This is a genomic window from Sinobaca sp. H24, from assembly GCF_023845525.1.
In genome coordinates, this window is sequence record NZ_JALBWT010000014.1 from 1 (window position 1) to 17248 (window position 17248).

Annotated in this window: 17 protein-coding genes and 1 pseudogene; 5 read left to right on the forward strand and 13 right to left on the reverse strand. The window is 44.7% G+C overall.

Features of this window, described 5'->3' with window-relative positions; genetic code table 11:
- Positions 1-58: 58 nt before the first annotated feature.
- Together MMY81_RS17580 and MMY81_RS17585 are read right to left on the reverse strand one after the other, a co-directional pair.
- A complete protein-coding gene (locus MMY81_RS17580) occupies positions 59-610 on the reverse strand; it encodes a cysteine hydrolase family protein (protein ID WP_252313878.1) in 552 nt (183 codons plus the stop codon).
- Between the two features lie 12 nt (positions 611-622).
- Positions 623-1381, reverse strand: coding sequence for an SDR family NAD(P)-dependent oxidoreductase (locus tag MMY81_RS17585; RefSeq protein WP_252313879.1), 759 nt, complete (start codon positions 1379-1381; stop codon positions 623-625).
- Positions 1382-1604: 223 nt separating this feature from the next.
- Between MMY81_RS17585 and ytvI the strand changes: the two genes are divergently transcribed.
- The 3 genes from ytvI to MMY81_RS17600 all read left to right on the forward strand — a co-directional run bounded on the left by ytvI (position 1605) and on the right by MMY81_RS17600 (position 4450).
- Positions 1605-2675 carry a sporulation integral membrane protein YtvI gene (gene ytvI / locus MMY81_RS17590; RefSeq protein ID WP_252313880.1) on the forward strand — a complete coding sequence of 357 codons (1071 nt, stop codon included), beginning with the start codon at positions 1605-1607 and terminating at the stop codon, positions 2673-2675.
- Between the two features lie 73 nt (positions 2676-2748).
- Complete coding sequence (locus tag MMY81_RS17595; protein WP_252313881.1) at positions 2749-3525, forward strand: SDR family oxidoreductase; 777 nt, start codon at positions 2749-2751, stop codon at positions 3523-3525.
- Between the two features lie 28 nt (positions 3526-3553).
- The gene (locus MMY81_RS17600) at positions 3554-4450 is read left to right on the forward strand and encodes an aldo/keto reductase (protein WP_274622844.1); all 897 of its coding nucleotides are present in this window, start codon (positions 3554-3556) and stop codon (positions 4448-4450) included.
- A 46-nt stretch (positions 4451-4496) separates the two neighbouring features.
- Here MMY81_RS17600 and MMY81_RS17605 read toward each other — a convergent pair whose 3' ends face one another.
- The 7 genes and pseudogenes from MMY81_RS17605 to MMY81_RS17635 form a co-directional block, all read right to left on the reverse strand.
- Positions 4497-5318: an SDR family oxidoreductase gene (locus MMY81_RS17605; RefSeq protein WP_252313882.1), complete on the reverse strand. Its 822-nt coding sequence runs from the start codon at positions 5316-5318 to the stop codon at positions 4497-4499.
- A 207-nt stretch (positions 5319-5525) separates the two neighbouring features.
- Positions 5526-6761: an MFS transporter gene (locus MMY81_RS17610; RefSeq protein ID WP_308215376.1), complete on the reverse strand. Its 1236-nt coding sequence runs from the start codon at positions 6759-6761 to the stop codon at positions 5526-5528.
- 24 nt (positions 6762-6785) lie between these two features.
- On the reverse strand, positions 6786-7679 hold the full coding sequence (locus tag MMY81_RS17615) for an ROK family protein (protein WP_252313883.1): 894 nt from the start codon (positions 7677-7679) through the stop codon (positions 6786-6788).
- A 25-nt stretch (positions 7680-7704) separates the two neighbouring features.
- Complete coding sequence (locus MMY81_RS17620) at positions 7705-8076, reverse strand: hypothetical protein (RefSeq protein ID WP_252313884.1); 372 nt, start codon at positions 8074-8076, stop codon at positions 7705-7707.
- Positions 8073-9077, reverse strand: a complete 1005-nt coding sequence (locus MMY81_RS17625) for a hypothetical protein (protein WP_252313885.1) — start codon at positions 9075-9077, stop codon at positions 8073-8075. The genes MMY81_RS17620 and MMY81_RS17625 overlap by 4 nt, the downstream gene beginning before the upstream one ends.
- A 102-nt stretch (positions 9078-9179) precedes the next feature.
- A pseudogene (locus tag MMY81_RS17630) lies at positions 9180-10593 on the reverse strand (sucrose-specific PTS transporter subunit IIBC).
- 97 nt (positions 10594-10690) lie between these two features.
- Positions 10691-11683, reverse strand: coding sequence for a LacI family DNA-binding transcriptional regulator (locus MMY81_RS17635; RefSeq protein WP_252313886.1), 993 nt, complete (start codon positions 11681-11683; stop codon positions 10691-10693).
- Positions 11684-11952: 269 nt separating this feature from the next.
- Between MMY81_RS17635 and MMY81_RS17640 the strand changes: the two genes are divergently transcribed.
- The gene (locus tag MMY81_RS17640) at positions 11953-13398 is read left to right on the forward strand and encodes a peptidoglycan-binding protein (protein ID WP_252313887.1); all 1446 of its coding nucleotides are present in this window, start codon (positions 11953-11955) and stop codon (positions 13396-13398) included.
- Positions 13399-13544: 146 nt separating this feature from the next.
- Here the strand turns inward: MMY81_RS17640 and mnmH are convergent, their stop codons facing one another.
- Positions 13545-14570, reverse strand: a complete 1026-nt coding sequence (gene mnmH, locus MMY81_RS17645; protein WP_252313888.1) for a tRNA 2-selenouridine(34) synthase MnmH — start codon at positions 14568-14570, stop codon at positions 13545-13547.
- Positions 14571-14588: 18 nt separating this feature from the next.
- Entirely contained in the window at positions 14589-15509 is a 921-nt protein-coding gene (locus tag MMY81_RS17650) for a ketopantoate reductase family protein (protein ID WP_252313889.1), read from the reverse strand.
- 109 nt (positions 15510-15618) lie between these two features.
- On the opposite strand from MMY81_RS17650, the gene MMY81_RS17655 reads away from it, so the two are divergent.
- Positions 15619-16050: a hypothetical protein gene (locus MMY81_RS17655; RefSeq protein ID WP_252313890.1), complete on the forward strand. Its 432-nt coding sequence runs from the start codon at positions 15619-15621 to the stop codon at positions 16048-16050.
- Here the strand turns inward: MMY81_RS17655 and MMY81_RS17660 are convergent.
- Positions 16047-16496, reverse strand: a complete 450-nt coding sequence (locus MMY81_RS17660) for a nucleoside deaminase (RefSeq protein ID WP_252313891.1) — start codon at positions 16494-16496, stop codon at positions 16047-16049. The genes MMY81_RS17655 and MMY81_RS17660 overlap by 4 nt on opposite strands.
- A 13-nt stretch (positions 16497-16509) precedes the next feature.
- Positions 16510-17172, reverse strand: coding sequence for an MBL fold metallo-hydrolase (locus MMY81_RS17665; RefSeq protein WP_252313892.1), 663 nt, complete (start codon positions 17170-17172; stop codon positions 16510-16512).
- Between the last annotated feature and the right edge of the window lie 76 nt (positions 17173-17248).

Below are 17248 nucleotides of genomic sequence, written 5' to 3' on the forward strand. Positions count from 1 at the left end.
TTTCCAGGGCACGGGGTATCGGCGAAATGCTTCAAATATTGGATCAATCGGTGCAGCGCTAGCGCTGCACATCAGCTCCAAGCGTGTTTTTAAAATGGCTCAGTGCCCACTCATGGCCGGTTTTATTAAAGCTTGCGACATGCGCCTGGTCTACTTGAATACGGAATCCTTCATTGTAGGCATCCACGGCAGTATGAAGAATGCAGATATCGGTACATACGCCAGCCAGCGCAACGGTATGAATTTCTTTCTGGCGGAGCAGAAGGCGGAGCGGCGTGCCGGCGAACGCACTGTACCGGGTTTTATCCAGCCAATGTACGCCTGGATTGTCCTTAATTGATTCATACAAATTGTTCACCTGACCAAACAATTCCCTGCCCGGCTCCCCCCTGATATTGTGAGGGGGAAACAGCTCTGCCTCTGGATGATCCGGCTCTTCTTTTTCATGAAGATCTACAGCAAAAAAGATTTCCTCTCCTCGTTCCATTGCTTCCTTTATCCGTTCAGCAATGGCTTCTTCAATCTCACGTCCTGGAGCGCCGCACGTTAACGCTCCGTCCTCTGCCACAAAATCGTTCGTATAATCAATCACCAGCAGTGCTCTGGACATAGCTGCCTCCTTTTATAACCTCATAGCCCCGTCAATACGTATTACTTCGCCATTCAGCATAGGGTTGCTGATGATATGCTGAACCAGACTTCCGTACTCTGTTGACTTCCCGATCCGATTGGGGAAAGGTACTTTTTCTCCTAAACGTTCAAGCGCTTCTTTTGGAAGCGGATCATAAAGAATCGTTTCAAATACTCCTGGAGCAATGGTCATCACTCTTACGCCATACCTTGCCATTTCGCGTGCAGCCGGAAGCGTCATCCCGGCGACCCCGCTCTTTGATGCACTGTAGGCCACCTGTCCGATACGGCCTTCCAGTCCTGCAATAGAAGCCGTATTTATAATAACACCCCGTTCTTTATCTTCGTTAGGCTCATTGTAACGCAGCTTGTCTGCTGCGAGCCTCATCATATTGAATGTGCCTACTAAATTGACTTCAACGACTTTTTTAAAATGATCGAGTGAATGAACACTTTTCTTATTTAGTATTTTTTCAGCTACTCCAATACCGGCCGCATTAATAAGACCATGAAAGCCGCCAAAGTAATCTGCCGTTTTTTCAAGGCTTTCCAACGAATCTTTTTCTGATGTTACATCCGTTTTTAGAAATAAAGCATTCTCTCCCAGCTCCTCAGCCAGCTGTTTTCCTTTTTTACTATTCGTATCAATAATGGCCACTTTCGCTCCTTGCTCTACCAGCACCGTTGAAGCCCCCCTGCCGAGGCCGGTAGCTCCCCCTGTTACCATAAACACGTGATCTTTAATATCCATTTGTATCCCTGCTCTCTATGTAGTGTCCATACTATATGCATCTTCTCTTTATAAAGATTAGCTGTTTATGTGAAAATACCTTCTAAATAAAAGAATAATTTTTAAAAGCGTAAAAGAAGGGAACGTGTTATTTAGCTGCAATTGAGCTAAAATAATAATATCTACATATAATACGTCAGGATAAGGCAGGTGAACAGGCTATGAAAAAACAGCGTGGATGATTATGCGTTTACTGCTTGTAATGGGAGCAGTAGCTGCTGTCCTATGGGCGACGGCCTTTATTTTTTCTCTTACTTATCCATTTTGGATCGCTGCTTTTTTTGCCTGGCTTCTTAAGCCGCTGTCAACATTTCTTCAAACAAAGCTTCGTTTCCCCGCCGGTATCGCTGCAGTAACCACTTTATTAGTCGGTATTTCCGTTATTGGTGGAATTATTACCGGCATTACGTTTCTTGTTATTGATCCAATTCAGCGCTTTGCTGAACGTGCACCTGCGATTATGGAAGATGCGTTTTATCAGATTCAGGATTTTCTGGACACGACCATTCTTCCATTATGGCAGCAGATCAGCGGCATTGCAGATGGCATCGGTGGAGGCGGCGGGCTGCCCGAAATCGGGGCAGAAATTGGAGCAGGACTCAGCAGACTGGCCCAAAGTGCCGGTGATGCCGCAGCCCAGCTGGCCCTCAGTATCCCTGCTTTTCTTGTCGCCTTCTTGTTCGTGCTTATCGCTATTTATTTTATCGGGAAAGACTGGGGACGAATGTCAGGCGGAATTCGTAAAGCTCTTCCTGATCAGGTTGTCTTGAAAGCGAAAGAATTTTATAAGGCAATGTGGGTTCGTGTTTTCGGCTATATTAAGGCCCAGCTCATATTAATGTGCATCACAGGAATAATCGTGTTTATCGGCCTTCTTGTTCTGCAGGTCGATAACGCGGTCCTGCTTGCCCTGATTATCGGGCTGGCTGAATTTCTTCCATATTTGGGTACCGGCACTATTCTTATTCCATGGGGACTGTACTTGATTATTACAGGCAACCTTGGTCTTGGCGTCAGCTTAATCATTTTATACGTAATCATTTTAGTGGTCCGGCAGGCTGTTGAGCCTAAAGTTCTCTCTTCAAGTATGAACCTCAACCCTATAGCTGTTCTCGTTTCATTATTTGCAGGACTTCAGCTGTTCGGCGCATTAGGATTTATTATCGGTCCTGTTATTCTCGTTGTTATCGTAATCTGCATTGATATCGGCGTGTTTAAAGCGCTGAACCGATTTATTAGAGAAGGATTTGTATAAGAGAATTGTTTTTAGGAGTACAGAGAAGGGTATTGAAAGAAAACAACTACACGTAGAAGCGGAGAGAAAGCAAATGGGACTATTATCAAATAAAATTGCTGTTGTAACAGGCGCAGCTTCAGGTATTGGACAGGCTGCTGCTATTAAATTTGCACAAGAAGGAGCAAAAGTAGCTCTAATTGATCTGCAGGATACAGAAGAAACCAAGCGTTTAATCGAAGACGCCGGCTCTGAAGCGCTTTGTTTTGAAACAGATGTTTCCGATCCGGAACAGATGGAGGAAAGCTTTTCGACAGCTGCTAAAGAATGGGGACGTATTGATGTGGTGCTGGCCAATGCCGGAATGAACGGAACAGTTGCTCCAATTGAGGATATGGAGCCGCATAAGTGGGACAAAACTATTGAAACCAATCTGCGCAGCACGTTTTTATCCGTTAAATACGCGATCCCTCATATGAAAGAACATGGCGGCAGTATTATTATTACCAGCTCTGTTAATGGAAACCGTACTTTTTCCAATATGGGAATGACTGCTTATTCTTCTTCCAAAGCAGGACAAATGGCATTTGGCAAAATGGCCGCGCTCGAGCTCGCCGGTTATAAAATACGTGTTAACATCATGTGCCCGGGATATGTGGAGACGAATATATTCGACCGCACCTATACAGAAGGCATCGAAAAGATTGAACTGCCTGTAAAAACAGAAATGGATGAATCTGCTGATACTTTATTAAATCAGCCTGCAAAAGCAGAAAAAGCTGCTGATTTGGTTCTGTTTTTAGCTTCGGAAAATTCTTCGCATATCTCCGGGTCTGAAATTTATCTTGATGGAGCGCAATCCCTTATGTAATTCAACTAACAAAGGACTGATTTATTCTATGGAATTAACAAATAAAGAAATGACAGCTATCAAAAATGAGGTTCAGCATCATACCGTGACTCTTCCGGACGGGACAGTTCTTCCAAGTCTCGGTCAGGGAACGTGGCATATGGGAGATGATTCTTCTCGAGAAGAAGACGAAATTCAGGCACTTCAGCTCGGATTAGAGCTTGGCCTCCGCGTAATTGATACGGCGGAAATGTATGGAGACGGCCGTGCGGAACGAGTTACTGCAAAAGCACTGAAACACTCCCGTGAAGAAGCTTTTCTTGTTTCTAAAGTTCTCCCTTCCAATGCAGGCAGAGCGCGTCTTCAGTCTTCTTTGGAAAACAGCCTCTCCAGGCTGCAGACTGATTATCTGGATCTTTATCTGCTTCATTGGCGCGGAGGAGTTCCTCTGCAGGAAACTGTAGAGGAAATGGAAAAAATGAAAGCCCAGGGGTTGATTAAACGGTGGGGAGTATCCAATTTTGACACTGCAGATATGCAGGAGCTGAGCGAAATCACCGGTGGAGAAGCATGTGCAGTAAACCAGGTACTGTATCATCTCGGATCCCGCGGCATTGAATACAGCCTGCTGCCCTGGATGAAGGAGCAGGCCATTCCCGCTATGGCATACTGCCCGCTTGCTCAAGGCGGAAATCTCCGCCAACAGCTGTTAACCAACCCGTCTGTAAAGAAAGTCGCTGCCTCTCATGATGTAACAGAGCTGCAGCTTTTACTGGCATGGAGCATTCGCTCCGGTAAAGTGCTTAGTATTCCTAAAGCCGGCCGGCAGGAGCATGTTCTGCAGAACGCCCGTGCAGCTGGTATTAACCTGACAGCTGAAGATCTGAAGGAGCTCGACAATGCCTTTCCAGCCCCAAGGCAGAAGCAGCCGCTCGATATTGTATAAACAAAAGAAAGCCCATGCTTTTAAAGAAGCATGGGCCTTTCTATTATTATTCGGTCGTTTCTTTCCAGCCTTTTTCAAAGAGCATTTTTCCGGGCCAGGTGTAGGCTGTTAACCCTCCGTCGCCTGTAATGGTTTCTCCTGTCACAAAAGAACTGTCCTTTGAAGCTAAAAACAGCGCAATGGTTGCCATTTCTCTCGGATCCCCAAGTCTGCCCATTGGAGTAACCCATTTTTGGGCATCCCGAAATGCCTTACCGCTCTCATCATTTTCTGTCCCTGCAAGACCCGATACTAACGGTGTTTCAATGGTACCAGGAGCGATAGCATTTGCTCTAATACCCTGACGACCATAATCAATTGCAATAGCCTTTGTTAAATTAGTCACACCGCCTTTGGCTGCGTTGTAGCCTGACCGGTCCAGATCTGCGGCTGAACCTGACATAGAGGAGTTATTTATAATCGATCCGCCCTTTTCCAACATTAGCGGAATCATGTATTTACTCATCAAAAAAGTGCCGCGTAAATCAACACTGATAATATCATCAAACAGCTCCACCGGGTATTCGTGGAGCTTTCCGCCTTCCTCATCAATACCGGCGTTGTTAAATAATACATCAATCGTTTGATATTTCTCTCTTATCTTATCCGCAAATCCTGTTACTTCTGCTTCTTTCGACACATCCAGCCCATAGGCCTGAGCTCTGCCGCCGCTCTGCTTTATTTCCTCCGCAAGTTCTTTCACCTGTTCTTCATTTTTATCTGTACAGATCACTTCCGCTCCTTCTTCAGCGAATACTTTCGCTGTCGCACGGCCAATACCTGTAGCTGCTCCTGTAATAACTGTTGTGTAATTTTCCAAGCGTTTCATTGAAAAAACTCCTTTTTCTTAGTTAAGTATATTCTCTATTCATACCACCCCATCCGTATTATAAACATGATATTTCAGCTGAGAACGCTTACTATCAAGTGTTTCAAGCATATTTGATTTTTTATTCTCCTTGAAAATGAAAAAGCCCCTGCCTCTATTTCAGGCAAGGTAAGTATAGATTCTTATTTGCTGGAAGCCATCACTGTTTTATAGAGAAATGGAGTTCTTTTCGTAGGATCTAACCTTCCACATAGCAGCCATTCCCAGGATCGGCCCTATACTTAGAACAGCAAACACCCACTCCCAGCCCATCCGCGTCTGAAAGACCGGAATCAGATTAATCGAAACAACAGATATTAAAAATCCGATACACATCTGAAAGGTTAATGCGGTTCCCGTGTATTCCGGCTCTGCAAAATCGGAAACGGCGGCGGAGAACTGGGCGGAATCGGCAATAACCGAAGCACCCCATATGACTGCCAGCAAAACAGTGAGCCAGACAGCAGAGCCAAAGGTCCAGCCAATACTTATTGCGCAGGCTGCGCTTATACCCATCGCTCCAATGGTCAGAAGCGACCTTCCTATTTTATCAGCAAGTAAGCCTCCAGCTATACATCCCACTGCTCCGGCCGCTCCAATCGCTGTAAAAGCAGCAGCCGTGCTCCATTCGTCGGGGACAGCAGACTGGGCAAAGCTCGCGGTCAAAAAAGCCGGCAGCCAGGTCCACATGCCGTACAACTCCCACATATGGCCAAAATAACCGTAGTTAGCCAGCATAACCGGCCGGTTTTTTATAACACTAGACAAAAGCCTTACCGAAAAAACAGAAGGATTCGGCTTCACCGGTGCTTCTCCCAGCACGGCATACATTAACACGGCTGCGGTAAACGCCAGCGCGGAACTGAGAATCAGTACCATGCCGGCGTCGGCACCAGCTGTAAACAAAAATAGAGCATGTGGAAGTGAGGTACCCAAGGTTAAAGCTGCAATTAGAATACCAATTGCTAAGCCGCGCTGCTTTGGAAACCACAAAGAAATCAATTTCACTGCGGGAGGGTATACACCTGCAAGCGCCGCGCCGGTAAGTATTCTTAAAAGCAGCCCAACAACAATCGTGTCCGTAAATAAAAGCAGTATGTTCAATATCCCCCCTGCCAGCGCAGACAAGGCAAATAGTTTTCTTGTATTAAAACGGTCAGCCAGCCCAAGCAGAGCGCTTACAAAGGCTCCAGCGACAAACCCTGCCGGCACAGCGGCAGAAAGCCATCCTTCCATCAACGGGGTAAGCCCCCATCGTTCTCTTAAATCTTCTGCAATCACTGAAGCACTGAACCATAGACTTAATGAAAAGAAGACAGATAAAGAAATAATCAGTAACGCATACCACCGGTTTTTTTCACTGCAGCTCCTCCTATCTTTACGGGGCGGGCAATAAAAAAGCACCTTGTTTGTACAAAGTGCCGGGATTCACCCTAATCGTTCGGCAGAAGAAAGAAGACCGGCTCCCATCACACCTGCATTACCTTCTAATTCCGCCTTTACCACTACGCATTTACCTTTCAAACTTTTATACAAATATTCGTTTATTTTTTGTTCCAGAACCTTTACGAGAAAGGGATTATGCTGGATTACGCCTCCACCAAGCACGATCAGCTCCGGGTTGATCGTTAAATAAATATTAGCTATGCCGGCGGCCTGATAATCAATGATGGGATCAAGTGCATGCAATGCTTGTTTATCATTTTTTTCATAAGCATCAAACAGTTCTCCTGCATGACTATGCTCTCCGTAAAGCTCTATCGCTTTTTCCTTTAAAGCTGTACCAGAAGCCGCCTGCTCCCAGGTCTGATCGTTTGGTGAAGGGTGCGTACGACCCATTCTCATAAAGCCTACTTCACCCGCAGCACCCAGTGCTCCAGAAAGCAGCGAATTACCTATAATAATTCCGGCCCCAATACCGGTACTGATAGTAACGTATATCATACTGCCTGCATGTTTCCCTGCTCCAAGCTCATGCTCTGCCAGCGCTGCCGCGTTTGCATCATTATCAAGCGTAACAGATAGACCGGTTGCATTCTCCAGCTCTTTCTTAAATGAAAATCCGTGCCAGCCCGGAAGGTTCGGCGGATCCAGCATCATACCACTCCACGGATCAAGCGGCCCGGGCGCTCCGCAGCCAATTGTTTGTGCCTGATGGTTTCCAAACGAATCTATCATTTCTTTTATCTTCTTTATCCCCTCTTCGGGTTTATCTGGCGTCGGAACAGATTCAATCTGCTTTATTGTTTTCTTATCTTCTATAAGAGCGGTACGAAGACTTGTACCTCCCAGGTCGATTCCAATTTGATATGTTCGGGTCATATGCTGTCGTCCTTTCTATTTTATATTACAGCAGTAAATACGCTATAAGCGTTCCCATGCCTCCATAAAGCAGAGCAAATGGCATGTTTCGATAGGTGATTTTATAAGGATTCTGCATCGTGTTCTGCGCTGTCATCGTTACTGTTATTCCAAATGTACCTACAGTAGCTGTTGCCAACCCGCCGGTAATTAATACGATTCCAATACTTAATGGGTTCATCGTTTCATAGAGGGGCGGGAGGATTTCCATCAATATACCTATTGTTGCAATAGGATGCACCCCGACCATTGATAATCCCAGGTATGTAAACTGGATCAGCAGAAGAATCGCAAGCGGGAAGCCTGAGGCGGCTTCAAACGGTGTCTGCATCAATGTCAGCACAGGTGTCTCATTCAAGCTGCTTGAAACAGGCCCAAAGCAAGAAACAACACAACAAAATTCTGCATGTTCGTCGTTCTCTGTTTCCACATCGACCAGCCTACGATACGGAAAGTACGCCATCTTCGAATAACAAAAGCCCAGCACATAGAAAAAGGAATCAGCACAAGAGTGACCGTTAATATAAAATTGAACCCTGTCCAATTACCGATGAGGAGAACGGCCATCAAAAACACAGACAGTGCAGCAAACAATTCTATAATTTTAAAGATCAATGTTTTCCAGTTAATCGACTCATTCTTCATTTTCTGATTGGCCGGTGTGTAAGGATGCTTTCTGAATTCTATACGCCCCCACAGCATTTCAATTGCGAGAACGAGAAGAGAACACAGCAGCAGCCAGGGAAGATAAGCTGCGTATCCTACCCCTGTCGCATCAATCGTAATTGCCACCATAATTTCCATCGGACTCCAGGCAAGAGCTATAGCAAATGCACGCAGGGTCGTTCGGCTGACGAAAGACTCCCTTAGCTTTTTCGACACAGCGGACAAATTATCCTGCAGAACCTGCTGGGAAAAAGGCAGTGCCGACAGGTTAATAAAGCAGACAAGCAGGTAGGAGGTAATCGAGCTTCTTGCATACAGCTTTCCCAGGTCATCTACGTCTGCTCTTAAAAGCTGACTGATCTTTCTGTCGAATCTTCCTGCATGAACAACACTATTCATCCAGGGCAGTACAGCCAGGAAAGCCAGCAGCTGCATGTTTGATGTTAAAAAAATAGGAATTTGGGCAGCACTCTCTCCGCTGACGACAAATAAGATTACCCCTGCGCCGATAAAAAAAGTTCCCAGAATCTTAAAAAGCCTGGAAGCTGCCGCAAATGATATGATAAATACAGGGATCGCTATAATGCCTGCCATGTAAAGCAGAACATTATGATCAAGAAATATATTAACAAGGTAAATCCCCAGCATCAGGGTATAGATTATGTATCGCTTTTCATTAATTAACGCTTTCATTAACAACTTCCTCTCCGTCGCAGTGCTTCTCTAGTCTGCCACAGGAAGGATATTTAGACAATAAGAAACACCAGCCGCTTCCGGCTGGTGTTTCTTATTATATTATGACGCCTGTTCTATTTCGTCTTTCATTTTATCAGAGTAGCCGAATAACCATGTTAATGTAAATGCCACTGCTGCTGAAAGAAGATTAACAACAATATAGAGAATAATTTGTTCGTTCAAGTAAAGCAGGATACCCGGACCTGCAGTAATGGCCATTCCGGTTGCTTCCATTTGAAAAAGAGAAGCTGTAAATCCGCCGACACCGCCGCCTATTAATCCCATCACGAAAGGCTTTACATATCGAAGGTTAACCCCAAAGATGGCTGGTTCCGTAATTCCGAGAAATGCGGAAAAGGAAGATGGCAGAGCGAGTGCTTTCAGCTTTTTCGATTTTGTTTTCAAGCCTACTGCCAAAGCAGCACCACCCTGCGCCGCGATACCACATGTAATAATGGCGTTAAACGGGTTGGCACCAAACTGCTCGAGAAGCTGAATCTCCAAAAAGTTAAATACGTGGTGTACCCCTGTAATAACAAGAACCTGATGAAAAAAGCCGATAACCAGTCCACTGATACCAAACGGCGCTTCCAGCAGCGCTACTGTTCCGGAAAGCACTATATTTTCCAGTCCATGCATTACCGGTCCAATGAAGAAAAGCGATAGAAAAATCATAACGAGCAGTGTCAAAAACGGGTGTAACAATAAGATCCAAAGCTTCCGGCACCCTTTTTCTAAGCTGCTTCTCAAACAATGCTCCGAGCCACCCTGCAATAAATGCCGGGAGAACAGAACCCTGATAGCCGATTACCGGAATAAAACCGAAAAAGGTAAGCGGATCTGCCACGCCTTCCCCTACTTCATAAGCGTTGGGGAGCGAAGGATTGACGAGCATGAGTCCCAAAACGATACCGATAATAGGGCTTCCTCCAAACACCCTGAAGGCAGACCAGGCTATTAAGGCCGGCAGAAAGGCAAACGCTGTGTCCGTTAATACTTCTGTAAACGTTATCAAATTAGATGAAATGTCATCAGGCGTTAAGCCGAACCACCCAAGCACTGCTTCCTGCAGCAGAAGCCCTCTTAATCCCATAAAGAGTCCTGTTGCTACGAGTACCGGGATAATAGGGACGAATACATCACCGAACGTACGGATAGCACGCTGAAACATATTTCCCTGTTTTTTTGCTTCCTGCTTCTGCTCGGAACTCGTGCTCTCCGTTACTCCAAGCTTAGAAGCTTCTTCATACATTTTGTTTACCGTCCCGGTGCCAAAAATCACCTGATACTGGCCCGAGTTGTAAAAAGCTCCTTTTACTTTATCAATATCTTCTACACTATCCTGGTCAATTTTCTCTTTATCATGAACCATGATCCGAAGCCTTGTTGCGCAATGAGACACAGAAGCAATATTCTCTTTTCCCCCTACTGCTTCAATCAATTTTTTCACGATTGTCTTATTATCAGCTGCCATTTTTCACCCTCCTGTTTCCGTTTAAGCTCTTTTGGAATCGATTCCAAAAAGAAGTAAAATGATAGTCGACCCCTCTTTGGAATCGATTACATTCTCATCATAAGCTATTTCTTTCTATAAGTCCATACTTTAAAATATTTTTTTTATTCTTTTTAACAGCTGGATTTTCCATTTCTTCCAGTAAAATCTTTGCCGCTTCTATACCAGCCTGCTCGTTGTAATAATCCACCGTAGTGAGTGCCGGCTTCGCATACTGTGACAGCTCTGATGCCCCAAATCCAGCAATACCTACATCACCTGGGATTGCTGCTCCGATGTGTGCAAGGTAGTCCGCTGCTCCGATTGCCATCCGGTCTGTTGCACATACTACGCTGTCGGGCTTTGTGTCTGAACTTTCCCAGATAGTTTTCATCGCAGTATAGCCTGATTCAATAGTAAATGCTCCTTCCGCCTGCCAATTCTCTTCTATTGATAATCCTGCTTCTTCCAGGGCTTTTATGTAACCTTTTTTTCTCCAGAAACCGACGGCTTCATCCGCTTCATCCACGCTGATTAATCCAATTTTTTTGTAGGCTTTTTTTATGAACAAATTTGTTAAATCATAAGCAGCACGAAAGTCATCGTACATTAGACAAATGGCGTCAGGAAACTCCTGTCCCACTACAATAACCGGAACTTTTGCTTCGGAAACAGCTTCCTTTATGGGATCGAGAGTGTTGGTTGCCAAAAGAATAATGCCGTCTACTCTTCTGCTCTCAAGCAGCTTAATATGCTCGACTTCTTTATCCAAATTCAAATCGGAACTTGCGAGGAGAATTTGAAAACCTTTTTTCCCTAACTCCTTATCTATACCTGACACTACACGCGTCGTTGTCTCTGTGCTGAGTCTCGGCAGGATAACACCGATAACTTTTGTCTTTTTCGTCCGCAGTGATTTAGCATTTTCACTTGGAATATACCCTGTTTCTTCTATTATCCTGTGAACGCGTTCTCTGGCTTCCTTGCTGACAGCGGAAGATTCATTAAGCACCCTTGATACTGTCGTCCTTGAAACGTTAGCCATTCGTGCAATATCTTTTATTGTTGTCATATTACCACTTTCCTTTTCTGCTCCCGGGTATTTACGTCCTTGTTTTATTTTATCCCATTTTACCAGTTACTATAGAGTTTTTCTTTATTAATATTATAGTTTTTAAAATATTGTGGTTCAGTTGCACAGATTACATGGAGATTTCAATTCGTTTAAATGGGCGATTTATGGTTGCGTAAAAAGAAACCCGGCTGATAAGATGTGAAAGGTCGAGAGAGAACAGAGAACAGTATAGAAATCGAATTACTATTAAATGGAGGTTTTACATTTTGAAATTTCAACCAACACTAAAATCATGGACTAAGCTTGGCGTACCCGCCGTAGCAGCAGGATTTATTTTCTTTGCAGGTCCAGTTAACTCAGAAGCAAGCGAACTCGGAGACGATCTTATTCAAAAAGGACAGGAAAGCTCACAGGTAGAAAGCCTTCAGGAGCTTCTAAGTGATAAAGGAACACTAAACTCAAGCGCAGTATCCGGTTCTTTTGGTAAAGAAACTAAAGCAGCTGTAACTGCTTATCAGGAAAAGCATAACCTTGCTGTTGACGGCATTGCCGGACCGCAGACAATTGGTGCTCTTGAAGTCCTAAAGCACGGTTCAACAGGCCAGCCTGTTGAAAACCTGCAGGAAGATCTAAGTGATCTTGGACTATACACTATCGAAGTAGATGGCATTTATGGAGATAAAACTGAAAAAGCTGTTAAAGAATTCCAAAGCAAGAGCGGAATCAGCGTTGATGGCCTTGCAGGCCCTGAAACGTTTGGTGCTCTTCATGCAGTAAACACAAAAGCTCCTTCATCAAGTGAAGCTGCTCCAGCACCAAAATCATCAGCTTCCACAGCTGATTCTAAGGAAAAAGCACCTGTAGAGGAGAAATCTTCTTCTGAAGATACTAGCTCTGAAGACACCAGCTCTGAAGATACTAGCTCTGAAGATTCCAGCTCACAGGAAGCCGCTCAAGCTGAAGAAGCTGCCGCTCAGGAGGCTGCCGAGCAGGAGGCTGCCGAGCAGGAAGCCGCTGAACGTCAGGCTGCACAAGAAGAAGCTGCCGCACAAGAGGCTGCTGAGCAGGAAGCTGCTGAACAAGAGGCTGCTGCTGAACAGGCCGCCGAAGAAGCAGAATCTGCTGAAGCAGAAAACGCTGCCGAGCAGGAAGCTGCTCAGGCTGAACAATCCGCTCAAGAAGCTGCCGAACTAGAAGAAGCTGCACAAGCTGCTGCTGCTGAAGAAGCTGCCGAGCAGGAAGCTGCACAAGCCGCTGCCGCTCAAGAAGCCGCTGAAGAGCAGGAAGCCGCTGAAGCTGCCGCTGCTGAACAGGAAGCTGCCGAGCAGGAAGCTGCACAAGCCGCTCAGGCTGAAGAAGAAGCTTCTCAGGAAGTAGTAGAATCATCTTCAAGTGAAGCAAGTTCTGAAACAGAAGCTTCTGGTGATTCATTTACAGCTGAAGCTACAGCATATACTGCTTTCTGCACAGGATGCTCTGGTACTACTGCAACAGGAGTAGACCTTCGTGCCAATCCTAACCAGAATGTTATTGCGGTAGACCCTAATGTTATCCCGCTAGGCTCAACTGTTGAAGTTGAAGGCATGGGTACATTTACAGCTGCTGACACAGGTGGAGCAATCAATGGCAATAGAATTGATATCTTCATGCCGGATCGCGGCGATGCTGTATCATTCGGTCGTCAAAACCTAGAAGTAACTGTTATCGATTAATATACTTTAAACCCTTGAGCCATCTAGATGGTCTCAAGGGTTTTTTTATCTTCTGAAGAATTTATCTTTTATGCCGTCATGAAACAAAAAACCTCGCATCCTTTTTACAGGACGCGAGGTTTTTACATAGCAGATATAGTTATTTTTCACACTTTTTCTTTTTGAATACTTTCAATGAATCGAGCTACTTCTGTTTTGGCTTCACCAATATCAGCGGCAGCAACAAGCATAGGTTCTTTTTCATACTGGGCATAAGCATGGTCATAGCGGGGATCATAGTAATGCTCCAGTAAAAGAGAAGCGACTCTATCGTAGCTTTCTTCCTGCATGGCCTGATGAATGCTTTCTTTTGCTTCATCCGTAAGTTTGCTTTCGATTTTCTCAATAGCGTACTTGATTTCCTCATGATACAGTTTAGGATCATACGTCCGCAGCAGCACTTTTTCTCTTTCTTTCATCGGCAGCTGCACATCAATGCGATGCCCGTACCATTTCCCATTTTGAATAAAATCCGGAAGATGAATGTTGCCTATCCGCCGGCTTTCTCCTTCTATAATAAAGAAAGGAGCATCTTCGAGTTCTTTCACTCTTATCCATAAAAGCAGTTCAAATTGTTTCTGGCTTCTTTTCTTCAGTCCGATCGATCCAAAAGCCGATCCCCTGTGATTTGCAAGGTCTTCCAATGAAATAACCGGATAGCCTTCCTGTTCCAGCTGATCCAGGATTTCTGTTTTTCCGGTACCTGTGCCTCCGGACAACACAATATACTCTCTTTTTCTTTCCTTTTCCCTTTGGAAGGTTTTCTCCATTTCTTTTCGAAAAGACCGTATTCCTCCAGGTAGCCTGGAGCAGGAAATCCCCATCATATTCATAAAAGAAACAAAAGATCCGCTCCGCATACCGCCGCGCCAGCAATATACTTCTACTTCCTGCTCTCCTTCACTGATATCACGCATCAGCCGGTACATGGAAGGAAGTTTAGGCGATAATATTTCCAGTCCAAGCTCCATTGCTTTTTCTTTTCCCTGCTGTTTATAAGCTGTACCTACTAACGCCCGTTCCTCATCGTCAAAAATAGGAATATTAATGGCTCCAGGAAGTGAATATTCTTCGAATTCCTGAGGAGACCGCACGTCAATATACTGCTTGTTTTCAAATAACATTCTGTACATTCTCTTCCCTTCTCTACTTTATCTATTGAGAGCCTTTGGCTTTATTATGCTGTACATAGTAAATAAAACAGGAGCCGCTTTACTGTGCTTCTCTGCAATCTTTAATGCTTCACCCTGCAGATGCTCTACTTCAATTTCTCCCCCGCGGAGTAGATCATTATGCATAGAGGAAGTTGCCTCTGCATTCAATGACTTCATCTGCTTTAACGCTGTCTCTGCGTGCTCTGAGGTTATATCTCCATTTTCTGTGTTGGCAATATCTTTCATTTCCATCAATACAGAACGTATGGTCATACATGCCTCTTCTGAACGGACGACAGGACCTATTGTCAGGTCTGCCGCCGTAGTAATGCCTGAAAATGCAGTGATAAACATATATTTTTTCCACATGTCATGCCAGACGTTCCGGCTTCTTTTTGTTTCTGCATTTACGTCCTCAAATAATTCCTCTATTTTGTCCACTTCCGCTTCCTGCTCCGGTAGAAGCGCTCCATAAATGATGCCATGCTGGCTGCTGGTGTGATGAACGTGCCCTTTTTCGTCCAGAGCTGCAATGATAAATGCGAGTCCTCCGATAATTCGGCTATCCGGGATCATTTGTTTCATTTTATCAATATGAGAAGTCCCATTTAGTAAAGGCAGAACTGCCGCTCCTGTTTTTTCAGCCAGGTCAGCCAGCTGCGGAAGTGCTTCCTCTATATGATACCCTTTTACCGCCCATATGATTAAATCTGCACTTTCAGCCTCTTCTGACGATGTAATAGTATTTACTTTTGATATATGGAAGTCGCCGGCCGTACTGTAAAGCATTAAACCATGTTCTTTCAGCTGCTGACGACGCCCTGACCTCACAAAAAACGTCACTTCATGACCGGCTTCGGCAAGACGTGCACCTATATATGCTCCTACTGCCCCGGCTCCCTGCACGATAACTTTCATGTGTATCTCTCCTTTGTTTTCTTCTCTCATTGCACAATCAACTATAATTAGATATGATAGCCAAGATGAACAAGACAGTTAATTTCCGTGACAATCAGGAGATGAAAATATGAAATGGATCACTGCAATTAGAGAATGGAATCCCGTCAGTACAATAAACCGCTGGATAGGACGGGGAGACAGCGGCAGAGGCGGCTCTGTTCAGGAGTCATTAAGCCGTATGGAAAAAAGACGCCAGCAGGAAGAATCTAAAACAGATAACCGCTTTTACCGTGCATCTCTTTACGCTTTCTTCACCGTCTGTGTACTGCTTTTACTTATGCCCATTGTATATTTTCTTCCCTGGCCGCAGCTCGCACTTTGGGTAGCTGTTATTATCGTGCTGGCACTAGGTGTCTCTTTTACTTTGTCAGCTATTACCATTAAAAAGCAGTCAAAATATGTTCATCTGCCATATATGTGGGGCATACTTTTATTTGCTGTCCTGCTCTTCCTATTTTTCCTATTTATTATCATCTATTTTCGTTTTCTGCTCGGTTAATTATCCGAGTTTATTTTTTCCCATATATCATAGGGGTCTTCTTCTCCCATATGAACCGGTTTGTGATAAGCAGTATACGCCGGTGCCTCATCTCCTGGAGCAGGTACAAGTCCTGCTTCTCTTGCGTCCTCGAGCGTTTTCCCCATATAAACTACAGGTATCTTACTCCAGTTAATGGCAGCCTCGCACATCGGGCACGGTTCACCGCTCGTATAAAGTTCGCAGTCACTAAGATCAGGAGATGCCTGCTCTCTTGTTGCCTGTCTGATCGCTTCGAGTTCTGCATGAGTTGTGGGATCATTTGTCCGATGAAGCTGATTGGAGGCCCGTGCTATTATTTTTTCCTCTCTAACGATAACACACCCGAAAGGCTCTCCTCTGCTTTCTTTTACTGTTTCTGCTGCCAGCAGCAGGGCTTCTTTCATAAAATTTTCGTTGTATCCCATTTCATTCACCTCATCATTTTTTATATTTCTGCAGATAGGCCTGCAGCTGTTCCGTTGGCTGCTCAATGTCTTCTCCGTGGCAAATGCTGATCCTTGCCGGGTTAAGTTCTTCGAGCAGTCTGCTCGACTCTACAGCTTCCTGTGTGTCAGCTGTGAAAGCTTTTATAGGAGGGGTCAGCTTTCCTCTTTTAGAAGTAAACATATCGCCGCTGATTAACACATTATCTTCTTTATGATAAAACGCAGTGTGGCCCGGGGAATGGCCGGGAGTTAAATAAGGAACCAGATTCATCATCGTGTGAAGATTGTTATTTTCATCTTCCGGCAGTGGTTTAACGATGCCTGGCGTCATCCCCCGTTCCGGTTTTTTACGCTTTGGATACGGTTCTTTTCCTTCTATATATTTAATTTCATTGGCATGAGCATATACGGGCACTTTTCTTTTTCTTAAAATAGAAGATAACCCTCCTACATGATCAGAGTGTCCGTGGGTAAGCAGAACCATCTGAAGAGGTGCTTGTTTCTCTGCGAATGATAGTAGTGAGGAACCCATAAATGGGAGTCCAGTATCAATAATAATGGTATAGTCGCCCTCTTTGACAACCCAGGCGCTCATTTTGATACCCATCCATGTTTCGCCTTTGTAAACGTGAGGGGAAATCTGTTTGAATTTCATATTTGTATCTCCTTTTCTAAGGAATGAATGATTAATGGTGACCTTAATAGGGAACTGATTTACATAACAATTACAT